The following is a 23,336-nucleotide window of genomic DNA, read 5'->3' on the forward strand; positions in this document are numbered from 1 at the left end:
CCGAAAGGAGGTGGTCGTCATGCCTGATGGCAGTTCTCCATACCGATTCGCCAACTATTCACTCGACGACCCCCGCGGGCGGCAGGGATTTCCGATTCCCGTCCGGTAGCCTCCGCGGCGCGGGTCGCCGCCGAATCCGGAAGGGTGCCATGACAACGCTGGAGATGCTGCTACGGCTCGCGGCCGGGGTCGGCTGCGGCGCGGTGATCGGCCTGGAGCGGCAGTATCGCGCCCGCATGGCCGGGCTACGCACCAATACCCTGGTCGCCGCGGGCGCGACGCTGTTCGTGCTGCTGTCGGCGCACGGCTTCCACGGCGCCACCGCCGATCCCACCCGGGTCGCGGCCCAGATCGTCTCGGGCATCGGCTTCCTCGGCGCGGGCGTCATCATGCGCGAGGGCTTCACCGTGCGCGGGCTCAATACCGCCGCGACGCTGTGGTGTTCGGCCGCGGTGGGCTCGCTGGCCGGGGCGGGCATGTTCGACACCGCCGCCGCGGGCACGGTCGTGATCGTCACGGTCAATATCGCGCTGCGCTGGGCCGGGCGCGCGGTCGATCGCCGCCCCGAGGCCGGGCAGGAGCAGACCACCACCTATGTGTTCACCGCCGTCACCAGCGACGCCCATGTGGCCCATGTGCGCGCACTGCTGGTCCAGGCATTGACGCGCACCGACTTTCGCCTGGTGTCGATCTCGAGCCGCAATTCCGAGGACGCGCCCGGCCAAGTGGAGGTGCTTGCCGAACTGGTCGGCGATCAGCGCGACGACCGCCAGATGGAATCCGCGGTCAGCCGCCTCAGCCTCGAGCCGTCGGTGACGAGCGTCGGCTGGAATATCGGCGTGGCCACCGGATCGGAGCACTGATGACCCTCCTGCGCTCCTACCCCGCCCACGGCACCTATGACCGCCCGCGCTCGCGGGTCGCCGACGTGGTCGTCTTCCTCGGCGCGGCCGTGCTGATCTGGTTGATCGTGCACGTCTCGAGCGGGCTGAACGTGCCCTTCCACGAGGGCGAGACGAATACCACTGTCTCCACCGACGCCGCCGATCTGCCCTACTACGCCGCCCGCTCGCTGCTGCGCATGTTCGCGGCGTTGGGGCTGTCGATCGTGTTCACCTTCGTCTACGCCACCGCCGCGGCCCGGTTGCGGCGCACCCGCACGGTGCTGCTGCCGCTGCTGGACATCCTGCAGTCGGTGCCGATCCTGGGCTTCCTGTCGGTGACCATCACCGCGTTCATCGCCCTGTTTCCGGGGTCGCAGCTGGGGCTGGAATGCGCGTCGATCTTCGCCATCTTCACCTCGCAGGCGTGGAACATGGCCTTCGCCTTCTACCACAGCCTGGTGTCGCAGCCGCGCGAGATCGACGAGGCGGCCCGCAACCTGAGATTGTCGCGCTGGCAACGGTTCTGGCGGGTGGACGTGCCCAGCGGCATGTTCCCGCTGATCTGGAACGGGATGATGAGCTTCGGCGGCGGCTGGTTCTTCCTGGTCGCCTCCGAGGCGATCAGCGTGAACAACCACACCTACATGCTGCCCGGCATCGGCTCCTACGTCGCCACCGCCAACGACGAGGGCGATATCGGCAAGGTGCTGATCGCGATCGCGGTGATGATCGTGATGGTCATCGGGGTCAATGTACTGTTCTGGCGCCCGCTCACCGCGTTCGCCGAACGCTTCCGCTTCGAGGATTCCAAGTCCGCACAGGCCCCCCGTAGCGTGACCCTGGAGCTGCTGCGTCGCTCCCACATTCCCGAGCTGCTCGGAAAGATCCTGGGGCCGTTGGTCTTTCCGCTCGACCGACTGATGCGGGTGTTCGGGCTGGCCGAACATCCGCTGCATGTGGCGGCGGGACGGCGGCGCGCCGGTGACGTGGCGTTCGGGCTGGTGCTGACCGCGGTCGTCGGATGGGGCTGCTACCGGGTGGTCTCCTATATCGCCGACACCGTCGGCCTCGGCGAGGTGGCCCACGCGTTCGGACTCGGCGCGCTCACCCTGGTGCGCGTGCTGGTGCTGCTCGTGGTGTGCAGCCTGATCTGGGTGCCGGTCGGGGTGTGGATCGGCTTGAATCCCCGGGTTTCCCGCTTCGCCCAGCCGGTCGTGCAGGTGCTGGCCAGCTTCCCCGCCAACTTCCTGTTCCCCCTGGTGACTGCGGTGCTCGTGGCCACCGGTGCGAGCCTGAACTGGGCCGGGGCGCTGTTGATGGCCCTGGGCGCACAGTGGTACATCCTGTTCAATGTGATCGCCGGGGCGAGCGCGGTGCCCAACGATCTGCGCGAGGCCGCCGCGAACCTGCGGCTGCCGCGCCGATTGTGGTGGCGCAAGCTCATTCTGCCCGCCATCTTCCCCAGCTACGTCACCGGCGCGATCACCGCCGCCGGTGGCGCCTGGAACGCCTCCATCGTGGCGGAGGTGGTCAGCCACGGCGGCACCACCCTCACCGCGGCGGGGCTGGGCGCCTACATCTCCGAGGCCACCACCACCGGCGACTGGCCGCGCATCCTCGTCGGTGTGGTCGTGATGAGCGTGTACGTGGTGGGCATCAACCGACTGTTCTGGCGCCGCCTGTACGCCCTGGCCGAACGCCGATACTCGTTGTGACAGGAGGGCTTTCATGACCACAACGCAAACCGGGGCCGGTGCGGTCCTGTTGCAGGTCGACGGCGTGGGCATGTCGTTCCGGGGCGCGGCGGGCGACCGGCTCGACGTACTCGAGCGCATCGATCTGTCGCTGTACGACGGGGAATTCGTCGCCCTGCTGGGCCGCTCGGGCTCGGGCAAGTCGACGCTGCTGCGTACTATGGCGGGCCTGATCGCGCCGACCGCGGGCGAGGTCCGCTACCGCGGGCGCCGCCTCGACGGCGCCAATCCCGGTGCGGCACTGGTGTTCCAGTCCTTCGCGCTGATGCCGTGGCTGACCGTGCAGGACAATGTCGAACTCGGACTGGCCGCGCGCGGCGTCGCACCCGCCGAGCGCCGCCGCCGCGCGCTCGCGGCGATCGACCTCATCGGCCTCGACGGCTTCGAGACCGCCTATCCCAAGGAGCTGTCCGGCGGCATGCGCCAGCGGGTCGGCTTCGCCCGCGCGCTGGTGCTCGAACCGGACCTGCTGCTGATGGACGAGCCGTTCTCCGCGCTGGACGTACTGACCGCGGAGAACCTGCGCACCGAACTGGTGAACCTCTGGGAGACCGACGATTTCCCGACCCGGTGCGTCTGCGTGGTGACCCACAACATCGAGGAGGCGGTGCTGCTGGCCGACCGGGTGGTGGTGCTGGGCTCGAATCCGGGCCGCATCATCGCCGACATCCCGGTGACCATGCCGCGCCCGCGCGACCGCCGCGCCCCGGGATTCGAACTGCTCGTCGACGAGATCTACGGCCTGCTCACCGGCCGCGACACCGAACGCGCCCTGCCCGAACCGGATAAGGCCACCCCGACCGCCACGCCGCTGCCCGACGCCTCGGTCGGCGGGCTGGCCGGTCTGGTCGAGCTGGTCTACGCCTCGGGCGGGCGGGCCGATCTGCCCGAGATCGCCGACGAGTTGAACTTCGAGATCGACGATCTGCTGCCGCTGGTCGACGCCGCCGCCATGCTCGGCTTCATCACCGTCGAATCCGGCGATGTGGCGCTCACCGCGACCGGCACCCGCTTCACCACCGCCGATATCCAGGAAAGCAAGAAGATCTTCGCCGAGCAGGCCCGCCACCGCGCGCCGCTGGTGCGCACGATCTGTAAAGGGTTGGCGGGCAGCGCCGACGGCCGGTTGCGGTCGAGCTTCTTCCTGGATCTGCTGCGCCGCGGCTTCGGTCCCGACGACGCGCGCCGCCAGCTCGATATCGCCATCGACTGGGGGCGCTACGCCGAACTCTACGACTACGACGCCGACGACGATCAGATCACCGCGGATCCGGCTGCCGAGGAGTTCGCGGGCGTGCGGGAGCAGTGGAGTTGAGCCGGGCCTGCAATCCGTCGAGCACACAGAGCAATCCGAAATCGAAGGCCACCGCCCGCGCGGTGGTCACGTCCTGCGGACCGACACTCTCGTAGTCCGCGACGATCTCCGGATACTGTTGGCCCGCGAGCTGGTTCATGGCGCTTCGCATGCCGTCGATGTCGTAGTCCTCGACCCGGCCCATCGACTGCGTCATCGCGACCTCCGGAATCACCTGGCCGAAGACGAAACTGATCAGCGTGCTGTTGGCGTAGTAGACGTCCATGTCGACGAATCCGGCCGCGACGAACATCCGGCGCATCGCATCGGTGAGGGCGAAGGCGTTGGGTCCCACGCTCGGTAGCCGTCCGATCAGACCGGCCATCCACGGATGCGCGCGCATGGTCGCGCGCAGACTGTAGACCACCCTCGACGAGGCCTCGCGCCACGACATGCGCTCGGGATCCGGTAGTTCGACCTCGCCCCACGCCTGGTCCAGCGCCAGCTCCAGCAGCTCGTCCTTGTTGGCCACATACCAGTACAGGCTCGTCGCCCCCGCGCCCAGCCTGGCCCCGAGCTTGCGCATGCTCAGCGCGTCCAGCCCCTCGGCGTCGAGCAGTTCCACGGCCGCGGCCACGATCTGCTCGCGCCGCAGGCCGGAGGTCTTGGGCTGGCGCGGTGGGCGCAGCCACACGGAGGAGAACGGCTTGGTCACCCCATCACCTTAATTCTCTCGCACACTGTTCCAGTTTTATCGTACGCTGTGCGAGTGAAATCGAACGATGTACGAGTAGCAGCCGCCGAAATCGCCCGCGATCCGCGTCGCTGGTGGGTACTGGGCGTGCTGTGCCTGTCGGTGCTGGTGATCGGGCTCGACAGCACCGTGCTCAATCTCGCGATCCCGTCGCTGATCCGGGAACTCGACGCCACCCCGGCCGACATCCAGTGGATCCTCGACGCCTATGTGCTGGTCTTCGCCGGCCTGCTGCTCACCGCGGGCAGCCTGTCCGACCGGTTCGGCCGCCGCCTGGCGCTGATCACCGGACTGGCGATCTTCGGCGCGGCGTCGCTGTTCGCGGTGCTGGCGACCGAACCGTGGCAGGTGATCGCCGCCCGCGCCGCCATGGGTGTGGGCGGGTCGGTACTCATGCCCTCGACGCTGTCGATCATGATGACCACCTTCGCCGAGGACGAGCGCCGCAAGGCGATGGCGGCCTGGTCGACGGTGTCCATGGTCAGCATCGTGCTCGGCCCGACGCTGGGCGGATTCCTGCTCGAGCACTTCTGGTGGGGTTCGGTATTCCTGCTCAACATTCCGGTCGCGGTGCTCGCGATCGTCGCCGCGGTGGCGCTGATGCCGGAGACCAAGGGCGATCAGCGTCCGGTGGATCCGGTGGGCGTGCTGCTGTCGATCGTCGCGTTGACGGCGACGGTGTATGTGATCATCGAGCGCGAGTGGAATCTCGGTGTGATCGCGCTCGCGGTGGTCGCCGCCCTGGCGTTCACGTTCTGGGAGTCGCGTTCGGCGCATCCGATGCTGCCGCTGGCGGTGTTCCGCAGCCGCGACTTCACCGGCACCTGTCTGACCTTGCTGCTCATGGTGTTCGGCATGGGTGCGGTGATGCTGATGCTCACCCAGTACCTGCAGTTCGTGCTCGGGTTCGGGCCGATGAAGGCGGGTCTGGCGCTGCTGCCGTTCGCGGTGGCGTCCACGGTGTGCAACGGGCTGGGCGCGACGCTGGGCAAGACGCTGAGCAACAAGACGCTGATCGTCTCGGGCCTGGTGGTGATGGCGGCCGCCTTCGTCATCCTGGCCAATGCCGACGGCTACCTGTGGGTGCTGGGCTCGATGCTGGTCATGGGCATCGGCGGGGGTCTGGCCGGTCCGGCCGCCTACGCCGCCATCATGAGCGCCATCCCGCTCGAGCACGCGGGCGTCGGCTCGGCCATGAACGACACCATCCAGCAGGTCGGCCTGGCCATCAGCATCGCCATCCTGGGCAGTGTGCTGGCGGGGGTGTTCACCGACAACATGCCCGCGGATGTGCCTGCGGCGGCACGGGATTCGATCGGCGCGGCCTTCCAGCTCGGCTACACCGAACCGGCCAAATCGGCGTTCACCACCGCCATGGCCTACGGCTCGTGGATCAGCGCGGGATTCGCCCTGGCCGCCGCCGCGCTCGGCACGATCCTGCTGCGCAACCGCAGGCCCGTCCCGGCGCCGGAGCCCACGGCGGCGCCCTAGCGTGGGGCCGAGATACCCCAGGTTAGGGGTATGGACGAGGGGCGGCGAGCATCGATAACGTGCGGTCCGTGATCAACGGGACGACCGAATTCCTCCACGCCCTAACGGAATTCGAACGGGCGGTGGCCGGCGGCGATACCGCGGCCACCGCCGTCGCGCACCGCGCCCTGACGCGTGCCTTCGCCGGTGCGAGCGCCTTCGAGCTCACCCGCGGCGGCCCGCGCCTGGCCGTCCTGCTCGACGACGTGCCGTTCGATCTGCGGGCCGACACCGCCGTCCTGATCGCCGGCTGCGTGCACCGCGGCGCCCGCGCGCTCGACTGCTGGTCGCCGGTGCTGCGCCTGCTCGCCGAAACCCTCGCCGACGCGGCGATTTTCGCGCAGACGTGGCGCGATCTGTGGCGGGAGCGGCTCCCGGATCCGCAGGGCGAGCCGCGGCGGGATCTGGCGCACATCTGCGGCGCCGACGCCACCACGGCCTGGTTCGCGCTCGATCGCTGGGTTCGGGCCGGGCTGGCGCTGCTGCAGCACGCCGAGGTCCGCCGCGCCGCCGGGCCGCGCCTGCGGGCCACGCTGAGCGAGCTGCACAGCGAACTCGCCGACACCGCGAACCGGTGGTACAAGCCGCTGGCCTTCGTGCTGGCGGTGCTCGACGACGAACCGCTGGTGATCCTGCACCGCCCGACCCGCACCGGATATCGGTTGCGCCTGCACGGGATCGGCGACAACTTCCAACTGCACACCCTGCTGGCCGACGCCCTCATCGGCGGCGGACATCTGCCTGGCGAGCCGCCCTCGGCCGAGGCGGTCGCGGTGTGCCGGACCACCCCGGGCACGGCCGACACCCACGGGTCCTTCGACTTCAGCGGCCCCGACGGCGGCCGCATCCGCGACGACGGCATCCCCTCCGACATTCCGGTGCTCGAGGGCGAGCGGCTGCTGGTCCTGGATTCGCCGCGGCATCCACGGCGCTGGCGCGCCGGACGCTATTTCCCGTGCATGCCCGGCGATCTCGCCCTCGAACGGGCGCTGTCGGCCGAGGAGGTCACCGCCCGATTCGAAGGTATTCGCTAGCGCCGCGGCCGGTTCGCCGATCGACGGTCAACTTTGCCCGAACTCACGCTGTCGCCGAAATCCGGTCCCGGACAAGAAAATCGACGCGTTGGCGAACCCGATGCCCGGTTCGACCGGTACGCTCACATGGCCCATCCGGGTGCGGGCGCGCCCGTCCCGGATCGAATGGGGAGGTTTCGAAGTAACAAGGGAGACAACCGTGTTGGGTACCACGTACCCGCGGGCGGTTCCGACCGCCGGGGCCGTGCCGGTCCCCGGGACGGTCTGGCCGAGCGAGCAGCCCTCCGACAGCGCCGCGAAGGGGTCGATTCGTCGCGGAAGGCACTTTCGCTCAACACCGAACGGAACCCGACCAGGGTGGATAGAGTGCACTGATAGGGACGGCGACGAGGAGCGGGTGTAGGTGTCGATAGGGAAATTGGTGTCCTTCGATAGTTCTCGGGGGTTCGGCTTCATCCGCCCGGAAGACGGTGGCCCCGACGTGTTCGTACACGTGAACGACATCGGATTGGACGAGGACGAACTGCGGCAGGGGCGGGTGTTCGAATTCGAGGTGACCGAGGGTGATCGTGGACCGAAGGCGGTCAATCTGACCGCGGTCGGCGGAGCGCCCGCGCCGCGCCATCGCGGTAATCGCAATTCCGCTCAGCTCACCGCCGCCGAGCACAAACGGCTGATCACCGAGCTGCTGCTGGACGCGAGCCCGGCGCTCACGGCCGGGGAAATTCTCACGATTCGCGATCGTTTGACCGCCTTCGCCGATCAGCACGGGTGGCTCGACAGCTAGCGGAATACGATCTTGCTGGAAGTGCGGGCGATGAATTACGCGCGCTCGCACCGTCCCCATGGAGGACAACTTCTTCAGGAGGATCGTGTGGACCTGCCCGTCATGCCGCCCGTGAAACCGATGCTGGCCAAATCCGCATCGGAGCTTCCGCGCGATCCCCAGCTGTATTACGAACCGAAATGGGACGGTTTCCGCTGCATCGTGTTCCGCGACGGCGACGAGGTCGAGCTCGGTTCTCGCAACGACCGGCCGCTGACCCGCTATTTTCCGGAGCTGGTGGAGTTGCTGCGGTCCGAGCTACCGGCCAAGTGCGTCATCGACGGCGAGGTGGTCGTGGTCACCGAACAGGGCCTGGACTTCGACACCCTGCAGCAGCGGCTGCATCCGGCGGCCTCGCGGGTCAACAAGCTGGCCGCCGAGACCCCGGCCAGCTTCGTCGCCTTCGACCTGCTGGCCCTGGGTGATCAGGATCTGACCGAGCAGCCGTTCGCCGAGCGGCGGCGGCTGCTCGAGACGATCGTCGGCGATTCCGTGCCGCGACTGCATCTGACCCCCCTGACCTCCGATCCGGACCGGGCCCAGGACTGGTTCACCCGTTTCGAGGGCGCGGGCTTCGACGGGGTCATGGTCAAGGCCACCGATCTGCCGTATCTGCAGGACAAACGGGTGATGATCAAGGTCAAGCACGAGCGCACCGCCGACTGCGTGGTCGCCGGATTCCGCTGGCACAAGGACGGACAGGGCGTGGGGTCGCTGCTGCTGGGGCTCTACGACGACGACGGGCGGCTGCATCATGTCGGCGTGGCCTCGAGTTTCACCGCCGCGCGCCGGCGGGAACTGGTCGAGGAGCTGGCCCCGCTGCGCGAGAACGCGCTGGCCGACCATCCCTGGCGCGACTGGGCCGACGCCGCCGCGCAGGCCAAGGCCGAGGGGAAGATGCCGGGCGGGGTGAGCCGCTGGACGGGCGGCAAGGACCTGTCGTGGGAGGCACTGCGGCCGGAGCTGGTCGCCGAGGTCCGCTACGAACACGTGATGGCCGGTCGATTACGGCACGGCGGGCGGCTGGTCCGCTTCCGCGACGACCGCACCCCCGAATCGTGCACCTACGCCCAGCTCGACGAGGTCGCACCCGCCGAACTGGCCGATATCTTCGCCGAGGCGAGGGGGGCCGCCTCGTGAGCAAGTCGATCGAGATCGAGGTCGACGGTCGAGTCGTTGCGATCAGCAATCCGGACAAGATCTATTTTCCCGAGCGCGGCGAGACCAAACTGGATCTGGTCCGCTACTACCAGGCCGTGGCCGAACCCATCCTGCGCACGCTGCGCGATCGCCCCGTCCTGCTGGAGCGCTATCCCGACGGGGCGGGCGGCAAGTCGTGGTTCCAGAAGCGGGTCCCCAAATCGGTGCCCGACTGGTTGCAGACCACGGTGGTGTCCACCCCCAACGGCACCACCAGCGACGCCCTCGTCGCCGCCGACCTCGCCCACCTGCTGTGGGCGGTCAACCTGGGCTGCTTGGGATTTCACGTCTGGCCCACCCACGCGGGCGCGGCCGAGCGCAGCACCGCGCCCGCGGTGCACGACGCGGCCGGAGCGCTCCTGCCGCCCACCGGGGTCACCGACGAACTGCGCATCGACCTCGACCCCTCCCCCGGCATCGGCTTCGACGACCTTCGCCGCGCCGCCATCTTGACCCGAGACCTGTTCTCCGAGTTGGGCATCGACGCCCGCATCAAAACCTCCGGCTCCCGCGGCCTGCACATCTACGTCCTGCTGGAACCGCGCTGGGACGGCTACCAGGTCCGCGCCGCCTCGGTGGCCCTGGCCCGCGAACTCGAACGCCGCCACCCCGACCTCATCACCGCCCAGTGGTGGAAGGAGCAACGCGGTCGCCGAGTCTTCGTCGACTACAACCAGAACGCCCCGCACCGAACGGTTTTCGGCGCCTGGTGCGTCCGCCCCAAGGTGGGCGGGCAGGTCTCCACCCCCCTCGCCTGGGACGAACTCGACGCCATCTCCCCCGACGAGCTCACCCTCGCCACGGTTCCCGCCCGCGTCGCCGCCCTCGGCGACCCCTGGGCCGATCGCGCCCCCCAATCCATCGAGCCGCTGCTGGACATGTCGCGGCGCGACCTGGATTCGGGTCTGATGGACGCCCCGTGGCCCCCGGTGTACCCGAAGATGCCCGACGAGCCGCCACGGGTGCAGCCGAGCAAGGCGCGCAAGAGCTGAGCCGGCTTCACGAAAACCGTTCTGCCCCTGCGGTTCGACTGGTTGTATCGACCCATGCGCGCTGATCGCCCCGTGGCCGTGCTCACCCCCGAACGCCGCACCATCGACGTCATCCCCGATGGTGAGCGGCACGGTCGGCCGGTCCATCAGTTCACGCTCTGGTTCGGGGCGAATATGCAGATCACCGCGATCGTGGACGGGGCGTTGGCGGTGATGTTCGGGGCGGATGCGGTGTGGGCGATCGGGGGGACGCTGGTGGGGAATGTCGTAGGCGGGGTGGTGATGGCGCTGCATTCGGCGCAGGGGCCGCGGCTGGGGTTGCCGCAGATGATTTCCAGCCGGGCGCAGTTCGGCGTGCGGGGCGCGGTGGTACCGCTGGTGTTGGTGATCCTGATGTATCTGGGATTCGCGGCGACGGGAACGGTGCTGGCGGGGCAGGCGATCGGGAAGTTGCTGCACATCGACAATCGCGCGGTGGGGATCGTGCTGTTCGGGGGCCTCAGCGCGGTGGCCGCCGTGCTGGGGTATCGGTTGATCCATGTGGTGGGTCGGATCGCGTCGGTGGTCGGGATCGTCGGGTTCGGCTATCTGGCGGTGCGGTTGTTCACCGAATACGACGTGAGCGCGCATCTGGGCGGGCGCGGGTTCGAGGCGGCGACCTTTCTGCTCGCGGTGTCGCTGAGCGCGAGCTGGCAGTTGACCTACGGGCCCTATGTCGCCGACTATTCGCGGTATCTGCCTCGAAATACCTCCGCGCGCAGCACATTCTGGTTCACCTTCGGCGGCACCGTACTCGGGGCGCAGTGGTCGATGACCTTCGGCGCGCTGCTGGCCGCCTGCGCGGGCAGATCGTTCACCACCGATCAGGTCGGCTTCATCGGCGCACTGGCCGGTCCCGCCGTCCTCGCGGCGCTGATCTACCTGGTGATCGTCGTCGGCAAACTCACCATCAACGTGCTCAACGCCTACGGCGGATTCATGTCGACCCTCACCACGGTCACGGCCTTCGATCCGCGCACGAGCATCTCCCGCACCGCCCGCACGGCCTACATCCTCGGGTTCACCGCGCTGTCGGTGCTCATCGCCCTGGCCGCCAGCGCCGACTTCCTCGACAACTTCAAGAACTTCGTCCTCGTGCTGCTGCTGGTGTTCACCCCGTGGAGCACGATCAATCTCATCGACTACTACCTGATCTCGCGCGAACGCATCGACATCCCCGCCCTCTACGATCCCCACGGCCGCTACGGTTCCTGGAACCTGCCCGCCCTGGGTTGCTACGCCCTGGGCATCGCCGCGCAGATCCCGTTCCTCGCCCAGAAGCTCTACACCGGACCGATCACCACGCTGTTGGGCGGGGCCGACCTCTCCTGGCTGGTGGGCATCCTCGTCACCGCCGCGGTCTACTATCCGCTCGCCACCCGCACCGACCGTTCGACCGGTCTCACACCGACGGTTCGATCTTCGGGAAGGTCGTCGTGACCAGCGTCATCAGCATGTCGGCCAGCAGGTGATGCACCTGCTCGCGATCGAGTGAGCCGCGGGTGATCCATTCCCGCCCAGCGGCTTTCACCAGCCCGCCGTAGGCGCGCACCAGCGCGCGCAGCGCATCGCCGTGTGCCGCGCCGCCCAGCCCGACCATCTGCAGCATCCGGTCCGCGGCGGCGTCGTCGGCCTCGTCGAGGATGCGCTGCACCTCCGGATCGTCGCCGATGCCCTCGTGGCCGGTCACCTTGACCCAGGTGCTGCCGTGCTCGCCGATGGTGTCGAGCAGCCAGGCCACACTGGCGTCCACCCGTTCGCGGGTGGTGCCGGTGGGCGCGACCATCTGGCCGGGGCGCGGCAGGGTCACCATCCGGCGCACGACCGCCAGGTACAGGTCGCGCTTGTTGCCGAAGTAGTGGTTGATCAACCCGCGGGCCACACCCGCGCGCTGGGCGAGTTCGGCCGTGGACACCGCCGCGTAGGGGCGCTCGCCGAACATGGCGATGGCGCATTCGAGGATCTGCGCCCGCCGTTCGTCGGGTTCGAGCCGACGCCGGCGCGCGGTCGCGTCGGTGTCGGGCAGCGTCGTCGTATCAGAGTGAGCGGGCAATGAGATCCTTCATCACCTCGTTGGCACCGGCCAGGATGCGCAGCACGCGTGCGCCCGTATACAGCTGGGAGATCGGGTACTCCGTCATATATCCATAGCCACCGAACAGTTGCAGACAACGATCCACCACGATACCCAACTGATCGGTCAGCCAGTATTTCGCCATGGCCGCGGTCGGTATGTCGAGCTCACCGCGCAGATGCTTGACGATCGCGTCGTCGAGGAAGGTGCGGCTCACCGTCGCGATGGTGGCGCACTCGGCCAGCTCGAAGCGGGTGTTCTGCATCGCGAACAGCGGTTTTCCGAATGCCTCGCGACCCTTGGTGTAGTCCACGGTCAGCTCGACGGCCTTCTCCATCATGGCAACCGCCATGATCGCGGTGACCAGCCGCTCCTGGGCCAGCAGCCGCATCATCTGATAGAAGCCCTGACCCTCGGCCTCCCCCAGCAGATTCGCCGCGGGCACCCGCAGCCCATCGAAGAACAGCTCCGCGGTGTCCTGCCCCTTGCCGCCGATCTTGGACAGGATGCGGCCGCGCGTGAACCCGGGTGTGTCGTCACCGACCTCGGCAAAGATCAGCGACACCCCCGCCGCGCCCTTGGTCGGGTCGGTCTTGGCGGCGATCACGATGCCGTCGCACAGCCAGCCGTTGGAGATGAAAATCTTGGAACCGGTGATGACGTACTCGTCGCCCTCGCGCACCGCGCGGGTCTTGATGTTCTGCAGATCCGATCCGGTGCCCGGCTCCGTCATGCCGATCGACAGCACCATCTCCCCGCTGGCCGCCTTGGGCAGCACCCGCCGCTTGAGCTCCTCGGAGCCGAATTCCAGCAGGTAGGGGGCGATGATCGAGGAGTGCACCGGCATGCCCAGCGCGCCGTCGCCGAGGAATGCCTGTTCCTCGATGATGGCCGCCTCGTGCGCGAAAGTGCCTCCGCCGCCGCCGTATTCGGCAGGCACCGCGGCGCACAGCAGCCCCAGCTCCCCCGCCCGGTTGTACAGCTCGCGGTCGGGGTGGCCCTGCGCGGCGAACTTCTCCTCGTGCGGGACCACCTCCTTGTCGAAGAAGTTCCTCGCCAGCTCCCGGACGGCCTCGACCTCGTCGTCGCTCCATGCCGCGCGCGCCATCGCCTGATCCTTCGTCTCGTGCCCGAATTGGTGAGCACCAGAGTGGCAGCCCTATTGACGTAATGTCAACAAGCTTGGTCAGTCCGCGGCGCGTGCCTGGTTGACCTCGGCCAGGGTGGTGAAGATCGGGGTGTCCGGCGCGGCGGTGATGCCCTGGCGGCGCAGGAAGCCGTCGATCAGCCCCCATACCAGTTCGGTGGCCTGATCCACGAATTCGGCGTCGGCGGGCGTGGGCCCGGATTCGAGCCACAGATCGGTGATGGCCACGACCACCCCGACCACCGCTCGCGACAGATAGTCGATGCCCGCGGTGTCGATGGGAACGGCCTCGGCGATCGCCCGGGCCAGCTTGTCGAAGCGGCGCGCGGCGTCGCGGCCCAGATCGAACTGCAGCACCGCCCCCTCGGCGCTCTGCGCCATCGGCGCCTGGGCCAGGAAGCGGAAGACGTTGGGATGCTCCAGAATTCCCTCGGCGTATCCGGTGAACACCCGCCGCAGCGCCACCCGGGGCGGCTGCAGCATGAGGGTCATGTCCTCCCCCGTCGCGGCGAAGGCGTTGCGCGAGACGCGATTCGCGATTTCGGTGTAGAGATCGGCCTTGTCGGCGAACTGCCGATACAGTCGTGGCTTGGTGATCCCGGCCTCGCGCGCGATATCGTCCATACTCGGACGCGGGCCGTCGCGATCGATCACCCGAATCGCCGCGTCGACGATATCGTCACGCGTGATCGGCGCCGGGGTTCTGCTGCTGACACGGGACACGGTGGGCTCGGCTCCGTTGCGGGGGCGGGTTGGCTGTAACGCGAGCATACACGTACCGCCGGTACGGGCTGCGCGCAGGTCATGAATCCGTTGTGATCCACTGCACACAGATTTCGCCCGGTGAGCCATTGCCCCTGGCCGGTCGTACTGCCAGTATCGACAGTCGTACTGGCGGTACGTTCGGTGTGGCGCCGCCGCACCCCGAGGTGAACGAGATGACCCAGCAATCCGACAGCGCCCCCCGCTTTCGCATCGTGTCCGCACCGGGTGGCGACCTGGCCGTCTACGAGTACGGCGACCCGGCGGCCGAGACCCTCGTCCTGGTGCACGGCCTCACCGACACCCATCGCGTCTGGAACCGCGTGGCGTACCTGCTCGCCGACGGTTTCCATGTGGTCGCCTACGACGTGCGCGGCCACGGCCGATCCGCGCAACCCGCACGGCCGCAAGGCTTTCGGCTCACCGCCCTGGCCGCGGACCTCTATGCCGTACTCGACGCCACCAGTCCCGACCGGCCCGCCCATCTGGCCGGACACGGCTGGGGCGCGATGCAGGTGTGGGAGGCCCTGGGCGACGCGCGGGCCAACACCCGCATCGCCTCGGCCACCGCACTGGGCGCGCCCGCCCTCGACCAACTGGCGAACGGCCTGCGCGAACGGCGCTTTCCGCGCGCGCCGTGGTGGCGACTGCCGGGACTGGGATGGCTGGTGCTGGGCCGCAGGCTGCTGCGCTGGCCCCGCCTCCGGCGCGTGCCGCGCGACGGCCTGCGGCCCTCGACGTCGGACCTGCTGGCCGGGACCCGCATCGCCGCCGCCAATCTCGTGCACCACCTGCGTCATCCGCGCGAGCGGCACACCGCGGTGCCGGTGCAGCTGATCGTCGATCGCGCCGATGCCGCCGCCCTGCCCGCGGTCGGCGCGCATGTGCGCCGCGGCACCGATCGACTGTGGTGCCACCGCCTGCCCGCCGACCACTGGCTGCCGATCACCGAACCGCTGCTGGTGGTGGAGGCGATCGCCAACTTCGTCGACGACCTGCGCGCCGACAACAGACCGATCGAACACCCCGCGCGCTGATCGACGCGCGCCCGAAAGACCTGGAGACACAGCCATGTCCGCCGAATCGCTCACCCGCACCCTCGGATCCCCGCTGCCGGAGGAATTCACCCGCCTGTCCGACGCGCGACTGGGCGAGCTCGACCGCCTGCTGCGCGAGGCACAGGCCCGCCGCGCGAAACGGCTTGCCACGGCCATCGATTCGTCGTTCGATGTCATTCCGCGGCTGATGCGTCCGGCCGTGAAGAAGGCGCTGGGACTGTGAGCGACCGCCTGCTCGCGCGCGCCGAGACCACCAAACTCGCCCGGCTGCTCGATATTTCGGATCCGGCCGAGCTGGAATTCCTGACCGAGTTGTCGCCCGAGGCGATCCGGCAGTTCCGCGAACGCGCCACCGATGCGCTCTTCGACGCCGACGCCGCCAAGCTGAAGCGGATCGCCGCCGCCACCAAGCTGGTGCCCACCCCGATCGCGGCCAAGGCCGCCGAACGCGCCTTCGGCCCCGGTCTGTGCGCGGCGGTGGCCGCCCAGGTCGAACCGGCCCGCGCGGTCGACATCGCCAAGGCGCTGCCCGCGCCCTTCCTGGCCGAGGCGACGATTCAGCTCGATCCGCGCCGCACCGCCGACATCATTCCCCGGGTGCCGATCCGGTTGGTCGTGGCGGTCACGCGGGAATTGCTCACCCGCGGTGAGCATGTCACGCTCGGCCGATTTGTCGGCGTGGCCTCGCCGGAGATGATGCGAGCCGCCGCGCAGGAGCTCGGCGATGCCGATCTGCTGCGCACCGGCTATCTGCTCGAGGACAAGTCCTCGATGGACGTGCTGCTCGAGATCGTCGCCGACCGCCTGCCCGGCGTCGTGCGCGCCGCCCACGAGCAGCGGCTGTGGGCCGAGGGCATCGATCTGCTCGCCACCGTCAGCCCGGCCAACCGGGCGCGCATCGGCGATCTGAGCGCCCAACTCGGTGACGAGGTGCTCGACGGCCTGGTCCAGGCCGTGCTCGAGCTCGACGCCTGGACCACCCTGCTACCGGTCACCGCCGCCATGAGCGCCGAGAGCCTGGCCGTATTCGCCCAGCGGCCGATCGTGCACACCGCGCCCGTGCTCACCGCGATCATGGATGTGGCACTCGATCACGGCCTGTGGCTGGACCTGCTGCCGCTGGCCGTCCCTCTGCCCGCCGAGCCGCTGGCCTTCATCGCGGCCCGCGTCGCCGCGAAATCCGACGACAAACTCAGCGATCTCATCCTCCGCGCCCACGCCGCCGACCTGTGGGATGCCATGATCCCCCTCGCGCTGGCCATGACCGAATCCGACCGCCGCCGCATGGCCGGGCTGCCGGTGATGCAGGATCCGGAGGTATTGCGGGCCATCACCGCCACCTGTGCCCGGCACGAGTTGTGGTCGCGGGTACTGCCTTTGGTGGACGCGCTGCCGGAGGCGGGGAAGAAGACCCTCGGCGTCTGCCTGGCCGAACTCACCGACGAGCAGGTGCGGGCCGCGGTGCTGGCGGCCGCGGACAGCGCGAACTTCGGCGTGCTGGTCGATCTGGCCATCGCCGAGGGACTGTGGCTGGAGCTGCTGCCGTGCGTCACCGAATTGGACCGCGCGCCACGGGAATTCGTGGCGGCGCGGGTGGCCTCCCATTCCGACGAGCGGCTGTCGGAGCTGGTCCGGGCGGCCGCCGCGGCCGGGCGCTGGGATGCGCTGATTCCCGTGGCCCTGGCCATGTCCGACGCCGACCGCCGCCGGGTGGCCGGGCTGCCGTTGCTGGCCGATCCCCAGGTGCTGCGCCAGGTGATCGACACCGCCGCGGCGCACGAATTGTGGGCGGAGGTCCTGCCCTTGGTGGACGCCCTGCCACCGGAGGTCAAGCCGACCATTGCCGCGTGCCTGGGCGAGCTCCCCCGCGGACAGCTGCTGTCGGCGGTGCGTGCCGCCGCGGGCGGCGACGACCTCCCGGCGCTGGTGGAAATCGCCCTGGCCCAGGACGAGCCGGGCCGCGCCCGCGTTCTCGACCTCATCGACGGCATGCCCGATCTCGACGAATTCCTCACCGCCCTCGACGCGGACACACCCGAGGCGGTGTGGGACGCCTTCGCCGAGGTGCGCTCCGAGATCCCGGCCGGGCTGCGCGATCGTCTGGCCGATCGTGCCCTGCGGCTGGGCCGCCCCGGGCACGCCGACCGCCTGGCGGGCCGGTAGCCCGTCGACCCCGGCGGAAATCCGAGCTACTGTTCAGTTACCGAACTGAACTCTCAACGAACGGAGTCGTCATGACACGCTCTGCGCGAATTCGGCTCGTCCCCGCCGCCGCGGCCGCCGCCACCGCCGCGCTGCTGTGCGCCCCGCTCCCGGCCGCCTCGGCCGACGTCGGCGGCATCGCCGTGATGTACACCGGATCCGAGGGACCGGTGCTGGGCTGCCCGCACGAGGTGGGCTTCAGCCTGTGGCAGCCGGTGCTACCCGACACCCGCCTCACCATCGACGGCGTCGAGGCCGGGCCGCTCCAGCCGTATCCGACCGGCGGCTACTGGGTCCGCTGGACGCCGGATCGGCTGGGCTGGCACACGATCGAGGTGGTCAATTCCGAACCCGGCGGGCGCGAGTCGCGCCGCAGCCTCGATATCGAGGTGCGCCGGATGGGCCTGAATGCCGGCAGTTCCTGCCTGGTCAACGGGTTCCCGCTGCCGATGGACCTGCAGAAGGGCACCCTCGGGCCGTAGCGCTACCCGCAGATCAGCGAGTAGGCGGCGGCGACCGGATAGTTCAGGAACCGCAGCGCCGGGGTGTCGTAGGTGGTGAGCGCGGCGCGGATGAGCGGTTCACGTAGCAGCGTGCACTGCGCGGTGCCGTTGCTCGGCATGGACCAGGGGTCGCCGCCGGGCGGATTGGCCTGGGCGCTACCCGCCCCCGCCAGAGCGAGGGATCCGGCGACAGCGGCGATGACGAGCGACTTGCGCATGACGAGCCCCTTTCCGATCGAGCCTCAACCGGTGTTGCGAATTCTCCCCACACCCGACGATTTCATAGCCGATGGACATCATCCAGGAGATGCTCCTCACATCCGCACGCACCGAGCGCTGCCACCACCGGCCGTGTGCGGGCCCACCGCCGCACCGATGCGACAATGGGCGCGGCAAACGACCCCCGCACGAAGGATCACCGCACAGCACGATGGCCGACCACGATTCGACGACGACCACCGCGCCCTCGCCCGATTCGGTCATCGACCCCGGCGAGCTGGCGGTGTGCCTGCGTGTACTGGAACAGGCCGGTCGGCTGGACAAGGATCATCCGGAGTCGGTGGTCGTGCAGCGCGCGGTCGGGCATATGTTCAAGAAGCTCAAGAAGCGGCGGCGGATCGAGGCGCGCGATGCGGTATCCGACGCCGATCGGGCGGTGGTGGCCGCCACGGCCACCGGCTCGCCGAATCGGATCGACGACGAGACCGCCGGAATTCCGCTGTCCTCCAACGCCGCCGGCGCGAGCGCCGGCACCTTCGTGCGGCCGCGGCCCTGCTACATCTGCAAACAGCGCTACACCCGTGTCGACGCCTTCTACCATCAGCTGTGCCCCGCGTGCGCGGCGGACAACCACGCCAAACGCGACGCGCGCACCGATCTGTCCGGCCGCCGCGCCCTGCTCACCGGCGGCCGCGCCAAGATCGGTATGTACATCGCGCTGCGGCTGCTGCGCGACGGCGCGCACACCACCGTCACCACCCGCTTCCCCAACGACGCGATCCGCCGCTTCAAGGCCCAGCCCGACAGCGCCGACTGGATCCACCGGCTGCGCATCGTCGGCATCGACCTGCGCGATCCGGCCCAGGTGGTCGCGCTGGCCGACGACGTCGCGGCCGCCGGACCACTGGACATCCTCATCAACAACGCGGCCCAGACCGTGCGCCGCTCCCCCGGCGCCTACAGCGCGCTGGTCGAGGCCGAGAGCGGCCCGCTGCCCGCGGGCGAGCTGCCCGACACCGTGAGCTTCGGCAAGACCATGCAGGCCCACCCGACCGCGCTGACCGCCTCGCTCGCCCCCACCCTCACCGCCGCCGACATCACCGATCTGGCCCTGGTCGCGGGATCGGCCACCCCCGAACGCATTTCGCGTGGCGTGGCCATCGACGCGGGCGGGCTGGTACCCGATCTCGCGCACACCAACAGCTGGGTGCAGACCGTCGGCGAGGTCGACGCCACCGAACTGCTCGAGGTGCAGCTGTGCAATTCGGTGGCCCCGTTCATCCTGATCTCCCGCCTGCGCCCCGCCCTGGCCGCCTCGCCCGCCCGCCGCAAATACGTCGTGAACGTCTCGGCCATGGAGGGCGTCTTCGGCCGCGGCTACAAGGGTCCCGGCCACCCGCACACCAATATGGCCAAGGCCGCGCTCAATATGCTCACCCGCACCAGCGCCACGGAAATGTTCGAAGCCGATCGCATCCTCATGACCGCCGTGGACACCGGCTGGATCACCGACGAGCGCCCGCACTACACCAAGGTCCGTCTGGCCGAGGAGGGCTTCCACGCGCCGCTGGATCTGGTCGACGGCGCCGCCCGCGTCTACGACCCGATCGTGCGCGGCGAGAACGGCACGGACCTGTACGGCTGTTTCCTCAAGGATTACGCCCCATCGAATTGGTAACGGACTCCGCCGCACATGTCGGCCCCGGACGCTAAGCTCCTCAACGATTGTGGCTGCCCACAGAGAGGACATAGCGTGCGCACCTCGGTGAAAGCCCTTGCCGCGACCCTGTTTTCCGCCGCCGCCCTCATCCCCGTCGGCGGCACCGCGCAGGCCGAACCCGCCCGCGCCGGTTGCAGCGGGGGTGAGCTGACCTGGAGCGTCGACAAACCGATCTCGATGATCCCCCGCCAGGTCACCTTCCACACCGCGGGCACCCTGCGCGACTGCACCGGCGTGGACGGCAGCACCACCGCCACGGTGGCCGGAGTCCACGAGTCCACCTCCAGCTGCCTCAACCCCGCCGACGGCCCCCTCACTTTCACCATCGCCTGGTCCACCGGCGCCACCAGCACCGTCCGCGGCCCCTGGCCGGTAGGCATGATCCAACCCACCGTAGGCGAACTCGACATCATCTCCGGCCACGGCGCGGGCCGCCGCGTCCGCATAGTGGCCAACTACAACGTCTGGACCCCCCAGATGATCCTCGGCTGCCTCGGCCCCGGGGTCTCCGCCGGCAACGGAACCGTGGACAGCCTCACGTTCGTATGAGCCGGGCGGCGGGGGGACGTATCGCCGGTGACGGCAATGCTGGTGAGGGGACGTCGGCATTCGGAAACGCCGTCATAGGCTGCGGTGGTGAGCGTGGAGTCGGGGGGAGTGACGGGCCCACCCCGGTGGCGTCGGGCAGTGGTGGTGGCGATGTGGGTGGGGCTCGCCGGGATCGGGACGACTACGCGGCCGTTCACGGCAGCGGCCACCGCGCTGGTACTGATTCCGGTCGGTGTGCTGCTGGTACTGGTGTTGCGTCGGCCAGCTGTCCCTAACCGACCGACCTCGCGGCTGCGGCGGGGTATCTACGTCTGGTCGGGGCTGCTGGCTGCCGTGCTGGCCTGGGAGGCGTTCGCCTATGTCCGGCAGCCGGATTGGACGCAGCCGAGTGCGGAGCATCCGACGCTGTCGACCCTGCTGGATCCGGTGCTGCAGCAGGGACCACTGCGGTTCGCGGGGTGGCTGGCGTGGTTGTGGGTCGGCTGGCGACTGGCGCGGCGATGAGTGAACGGGGTGTTGTCATCGCAGGGTTCGTTGTCCTGCTGGTGATTACGCTGGGCGCGCTCGCGGTGACGCACCGGCGACACTGTGGTTCGGCGACGCTCGGTCAGACGGTCGCCTACCTGACCCGGACGCGGACCGCGGCCGTGGTCGCGATCCTGGCATGGGGATGGATCGGCTGGCACTTCCTCGCCAGATGACGACGGTGGCAACCGACGCACCGTCATCGCCCGCGACCGCTCGCGCCGGTTCCCGATAGCCTTGGCGCCGTGGCCCAGGGGAAGGTGCGGTACAACGACTACGACGATTTCGCGCAGTCGTACGCCCGCAACAACGAAACCAATCCGTACAACGCGCTGTACGAACGACCCGCGATCCTCTCCCTGGCGGGCGCTGTGGGCGGGCTGCGGGTCCTCGACGCCGGGTGCGGGGCCGGAGTGCATGCCGCCGACCTGATCCGGCGCGGGGCGATCGTCACCGGGATCGATCGCAGCGCGGGCCTGCTCGACATCGCTCGGCAGCGACTCGGTCCCGCGGTGCCATTGCACCGGGCCGACCTCGGCGAACCGCTGCCGTTCCAGGACAACACGTTCGATCTGGTGCTCTCGGCACTGGTCATGCACTATCTGGCGGAGTGGGAACCTGTCCTGGGCGAATTCCGCCGGGTGCTCCGCCCCCGCGGCCGGTTGGTGCTGTCCACTCACCATCCCGTCATGGACATGCGGATAAGCGGAAGCGACGACTACTTCGGAACCTATACCTACACCGAGGACTGGCAACGAGACGGCCGGACGATGCGCATGCGATTCTGGCACCGCCCACTGCGCGCGATGGTCACGGCGTTCAAGGCCTCGGGCTTCACCATCGACGACATCGTCGAGCCCGATCCGGATCCCGAACTGGCCCACAGCGATCCGCAGTGCTATCGACACCTGACCCGTAGTCCTCAGTTCATCTTCTTCGCCCTGACCGCCCATTGACACCGGCCGGATCGAGGTCGACCACGAGCGGCGTGCCGCCTTCGAACCAGGCGCGGTGCAGTTCCAAGATCTTCGTGCGGCTCGGCAAGCCGCGACGGTGGAAGGCGTTCTCCGCGTAATCGAATGCGTGCACTCGGTCGCACAACGCGAGATAGGCGGCACGGCGTTCGGAATCGTCGCGCAAGTCGCGTACGACGCCGGTGAAGGTACCGTCCCGCAGGCGCACCGACACGACAGGGTCGGCGCGAATGTTTTTCAGCCACAACGCCCGCTCACCTCGGATCGACACCAGATAGGCCCTGTCGCCCTCTCGTATCGCCTTGACGAAAGTCCGGCGGGGCTTGCCGCTCTTGCGACCGGTCGTGGTGAGGACGCCGACGCCGTGCGGCAGGCGAACGGTGAACCAGACGGAGTGCAACGCCCGCAGCGGCCGAGTGAGCCGCCGAATCTGCCGCAGTGTCGGCGGCTGGTCGCGACGACGAAACCGTTCCGGTGTGTAGTCGCCGTCGCGGTATCGCAGTGAGTCGGGAATGGGTCCGATCGCCGGTTCGTTCATGACGCCCCCTGAACGCGACTGGGTTGCTTCTCTCAGAATACGGCGAATCCCGACCATGCCCTCGGCTTCGGGTCAGCTGTCGCTGGTTCGACCCGGCGATCCCAGCCGGGCGTCGGCGAGGAAGTCGGTAGCCTCGACGTGGAGTCGTTGCGTCACCGCCGACAGCGCGATCGCGACCGTCTGGCCGAGGCTCGGTGAGATGGCCTGCAGGCGAACCAGTTCGGTGCCTAATCCTTCGATGTCGATTTGGCAGCAGTAGGGACTGTCGGCGGCGGACCCCCGACGGCGCGGTGCGCCGATGGTGACCAGCACATCACTGCCCCCGACGCTCAGGCGCCGCGTCGCCAGCACTCCGACCCGATCACTCGTCATAGCGGAACACTATGGTGTCCGGGCCCTGTGCGCCGAATCCGGTGGGCGTGTTGTCGACTGCGTGTCACCCACCCCTCGCCCGCGCGCCCTCCGGCGGGACCACCACCGGCCGAATGTCGAGACGGCCCGCCGCACCGAATGGACGTTTGAGCAATCCATCCGATGCGACGACCTCGACAGGCGCATCCGAGTTCTCTTCGCAGACAGCCTTTTCGACTTCCTTGCCCGCGCGCACGCGACGACCAATCCCGCACCGTCGCGGCAACGAAGGTGTAAACGGGTGTCTCGGCCAGGGTCGTCCGAGATGCCGGACAAATCATTTCGAGAGCGCCACGCGGAAAGGTCATGGCCTACACCATGCCCCGACCCGGCCAGGACGATTGACG

At 69.0% G+C, this 23,336-nt stretch carries 25 protein-coding genes; 18 read left to right on the plus strand and 7 right to left on the minus strand.

Annotation, left to right across the window (positions count from 1 at the left end; all coding sequences use genetic code 11):
* Positions 1-149: 149 nt before the first annotated feature.
* From NDR87_RS01320 to NDR87_RS01330, 3 genes are read left to right on the plus strand one after another with little or no spacing between them, the layout of a single operon-like run.
* Entirely contained in the window at positions 150-863 is a 714-nt protein-coding gene (locus tag NDR87_RS01320; RefSeq protein ID WP_251909211.1) for an MgtC/SapB family protein, read from the plus strand.
* On the plus strand, positions 863-2,599 hold the full coding sequence (locus NDR87_RS01325) for an ABC transporter permease subunit (protein ID WP_251909210.1): 1,737 nt from the start codon (positions 863-865) through the stop codon (positions 2,597-2,599). Before NDR87_RS01320 ends, NDR87_RS01325 begins: the two co-directional genes overlap by 1 nt.
* 13 nt (positions 2,600-2,612) lie before the next feature.
* Positions 2,613-3,953, plus strand: coding sequence for a nitrate/sulfonate/bicarbonate ABC transporter ATP-binding protein (locus NDR87_RS01330; protein ID WP_251909209.1), 1,341 nt, complete (start codon positions 2,613-2,615; stop codon positions 3,951-3,953).
* On the opposite strand, the gene NDR87_RS01335 is transcribed toward NDR87_RS01330, so the two are convergent.
* Positions 3,898-4,647, minus strand: coding sequence for a TetR/AcrR family transcriptional regulator (locus NDR87_RS01335; RefSeq protein ID WP_251909208.1), 750 nt, complete (start codon positions 4,645-4,647; stop codon positions 3,898-3,900). The two genes, NDR87_RS01330 and NDR87_RS01335, sit on opposite strands and share 56 nt — an antisense overlap.
* A gap of 54 nt (positions 4,648-4,701) precedes the next feature.
* Between NDR87_RS01335 and NDR87_RS01340 the strand changes: the two genes are divergently transcribed.
* The 6 genes from NDR87_RS01340 to NDR87_RS01365 all read left to right on the plus strand — a co-directional run bounded on the left by NDR87_RS01340 (position 4,702) and on the right by NDR87_RS01365 (position 11,747).
* Positions 4,702-6,177 (plus strand): MFS transporter, encoded by a 1,476-nt coding sequence (locus NDR87_RS01340; RefSeq protein WP_251909207.1) that lies wholly within the window; start codon positions 4,702-4,704, stop codon positions 6,175-6,177.
* A 68-nt stretch (positions 6,178-6,245) separates the two neighbouring features.
* Positions 6,246-7,250 carry a hypothetical protein gene (locus tag NDR87_RS01345; RefSeq protein WP_251909206.1) on the plus strand — a complete coding sequence of 335 codons (1,005 nt, stop codon included), beginning with the start codon at positions 6,246-6,248 and terminating at the stop codon, positions 7,248-7,250.
* 421 nt (positions 7,251-7,671) lie between these two features.
* Complete coding sequence (locus tag NDR87_RS01350) at positions 7,672-8,037, plus strand: cold shock domain-containing protein (protein ID WP_251909205.1); 366 nt, start codon at positions 7,672-7,674, stop codon at positions 8,035-8,037.
* A gap of 87 nt (positions 8,038-8,124) precedes the next feature.
* Positions 8,125-9,216: an ATP-dependent DNA ligase gene (locus NDR87_RS01355; RefSeq protein ID WP_251909204.1), complete on the plus strand. Its 1,092-nt coding sequence runs from the start codon at positions 8,125-8,127 to the stop codon at positions 9,214-9,216.
* Entirely contained in the window at positions 9,213-10,268 is a 1,056-nt protein-coding gene (locus NDR87_RS01360) for a DNA primase small subunit domain-containing protein (protein ID WP_251909203.1), read from the plus strand. The genes NDR87_RS01355 and NDR87_RS01360 overlap by 4 nt, the downstream gene beginning before the upstream one ends.
* 54 nt (positions 10,269-10,322) lie before the next feature.
* On the plus strand, positions 10,323-11,747 hold the full coding sequence (locus NDR87_RS01365; protein WP_251909202.1) for a cytosine permease: 1,425 nt from the start codon (positions 10,323-10,325) through the stop codon (positions 11,745-11,747).
* Here the strand turns inward: NDR87_RS01365 and NDR87_RS01370 are convergent.
* From NDR87_RS01370 to NDR87_RS01380, 3 genes are all read right to left on the minus strand, one after another.
* The gene (locus NDR87_RS01370) at positions 11,710-12,360 is read right to left on the minus strand and encodes a TetR/AcrR family transcriptional regulator (protein ID WP_251909201.1); all 651 of its coding nucleotides are present in this window, start codon (positions 12,358-12,360) and stop codon (positions 11,710-11,712) included. The two genes, NDR87_RS01365 and NDR87_RS01370, sit on opposite strands and share 38 nt — an antisense overlap.
* The gene (locus tag NDR87_RS01375; RefSeq protein ID WP_251909200.1) at positions 12,344-13,489 is read right to left on the minus strand and encodes an acyl-CoA dehydrogenase family protein; all 1,146 of its coding nucleotides are present in this window, start codon (positions 13,487-13,489) and stop codon (positions 12,344-12,346) included. The genes NDR87_RS01370 and NDR87_RS01375 overlap by 17 nt, the downstream gene beginning before the upstream one ends.
* Positions 13,490-13,567: 78 nt before the next feature.
* Positions 13,568-14,251, minus strand: coding sequence for a TetR/AcrR family transcriptional regulator (locus tag NDR87_RS01380; protein ID WP_251909199.1), 684 nt, complete (start codon positions 14,249-14,251; stop codon positions 13,568-13,570).
* A gap of 215 nt (positions 14,252-14,466) precedes the next feature.
* Here NDR87_RS01380 and NDR87_RS01385 point away from each other — a divergent pair, with 215 nt between their 5' ends.
* The 4 genes from NDR87_RS01385 to NDR87_RS01400 all read left to right on the plus strand — a co-directional run bounded on the left by NDR87_RS01385 (position 14,467) and on the right by NDR87_RS01400 (position 18,032).
* Complete coding sequence (locus tag NDR87_RS01385; RefSeq protein WP_251909198.1) at positions 14,467-15,327, plus strand: alpha/beta fold hydrolase; 861 nt, start codon at positions 14,467-14,469, stop codon at positions 15,325-15,327.
* A gap of 34 nt (positions 15,328-15,361) precedes the next feature.
* The gene (locus tag NDR87_RS01390) at positions 15,362-15,571 is read left to right on the plus strand and encodes a hypothetical protein (RefSeq protein ID WP_251909197.1); all 210 of its coding nucleotides are present in this window, start codon (positions 15,362-15,364) and stop codon (positions 15,569-15,571) included.
* Positions 15,568-17,511 (plus strand): hypothetical protein, encoded by a 1,944-nt coding sequence (locus NDR87_RS01395; RefSeq protein WP_251909196.1) that lies wholly within the window; start codon positions 15,568-15,570, stop codon positions 17,509-17,511. The genes NDR87_RS01390 and NDR87_RS01395 overlap by 4 nt, the downstream gene beginning before the upstream one ends.
* Positions 17,512-17,582: 71 nt before the next feature.
* Positions 17,583-18,032: a hypothetical protein gene (locus NDR87_RS01400; protein WP_251909195.1), complete on the plus strand. Its 450-nt coding sequence runs from the start codon at positions 17,583-17,585 to the stop codon at positions 18,030-18,032.
* Between the two features lie 2 nt (positions 18,033-18,034).
* On the opposite strand, the gene NDR87_RS01405 is transcribed toward NDR87_RS01400, so the two are convergent.
* Positions 18,035-18,271: a hypothetical protein gene (locus NDR87_RS01405; RefSeq protein ID WP_251909194.1), complete on the minus strand. Its 237-nt coding sequence runs from the start codon at positions 18,269-18,271 to the stop codon at positions 18,035-18,037.
* Positions 18,272-18,483: 212 nt separating this feature from the next.
* Between NDR87_RS01405 and NDR87_RS01410 the strand changes: the two genes are divergently transcribed.
* From NDR87_RS01410 to NDR87_RS01430, 5 genes are all read left to right on the plus strand, one after another.
* The gene (locus NDR87_RS01410) at positions 18,484-19,950 is read left to right on the plus strand and encodes an SDR family NAD(P)-dependent oxidoreductase (RefSeq protein ID WP_251909193.1); all 1,467 of its coding nucleotides are present in this window, start codon (positions 18,484-18,486) and stop codon (positions 19,948-19,950) included.
* A 75-nt stretch (positions 19,951-20,025) separates the two neighbouring features.
* Positions 20,026-20,541, plus strand: a complete 516-nt coding sequence (locus NDR87_RS01415; protein ID WP_251909192.1) for a hypothetical protein — start codon at positions 20,026-20,028, stop codon at positions 20,539-20,541.
* An 87-nt stretch (positions 20,542-20,628) separates the two neighbouring features.
* Positions 20,629-21,045, plus strand: a complete 417-nt coding sequence (locus NDR87_RS01420; protein WP_251909191.1) for a hypothetical protein — start codon at positions 20,629-20,631, stop codon at positions 21,043-21,045.
* Positions 21,042-21,242: a DUF6186 family protein gene (locus NDR87_RS01425; RefSeq protein WP_251909190.1), complete on the plus strand. Its 201-nt coding sequence runs from the start codon at positions 21,042-21,044 to the stop codon at positions 21,240-21,242. Before NDR87_RS01420 ends, NDR87_RS01425 begins: the two co-directional genes overlap by 4 nt.
* A 69-nt stretch (positions 21,243-21,311) precedes the next feature.
* Positions 21,312-22,022, plus strand: a complete 711-nt coding sequence (locus NDR87_RS01430) for a class I SAM-dependent methyltransferase (RefSeq protein ID WP_251909189.1) — start codon at positions 21,312-21,314, stop codon at positions 22,020-22,022.
* Here the strand turns inward: NDR87_RS01430 and NDR87_RS01435 are convergent.
* Both NDR87_RS01435 and NDR87_RS01440 read right to left on the minus strand, forming a co-directional pair.
* Positions 21,994-22,578: a nitroreductase family deazaflavin-dependent oxidoreductase gene (locus tag NDR87_RS01435; protein WP_251909188.1), complete on the minus strand. Its 585-nt coding sequence runs from the start codon at positions 22,576-22,578 to the stop codon at positions 21,994-21,996. The genes NDR87_RS01430 and NDR87_RS01435 overlap by 29 nt on opposite strands.
* 72 nt (positions 22,579-22,650) lie before the next feature.
* Positions 22,651-22,950 carry a hypothetical protein gene (locus NDR87_RS01440; RefSeq protein WP_251909187.1) on the minus strand — a complete coding sequence of 100 codons (300 nt, stop codon included), beginning with the start codon at positions 22,948-22,950 and terminating at the stop codon, positions 22,651-22,653.
* Positions 22,951-23,336 lie beyond the last annotated feature (386 nt).

Source organism: Nocardia sp. CDC159 (assembly GCF_023740735.1).
GTDB classification, from domain to species: domain Bacteria; phylum Actinomycetota; class Actinomycetes; order Mycobacteriales; family Mycobacteriaceae; genus Nocardia; species Nocardia pulmonis.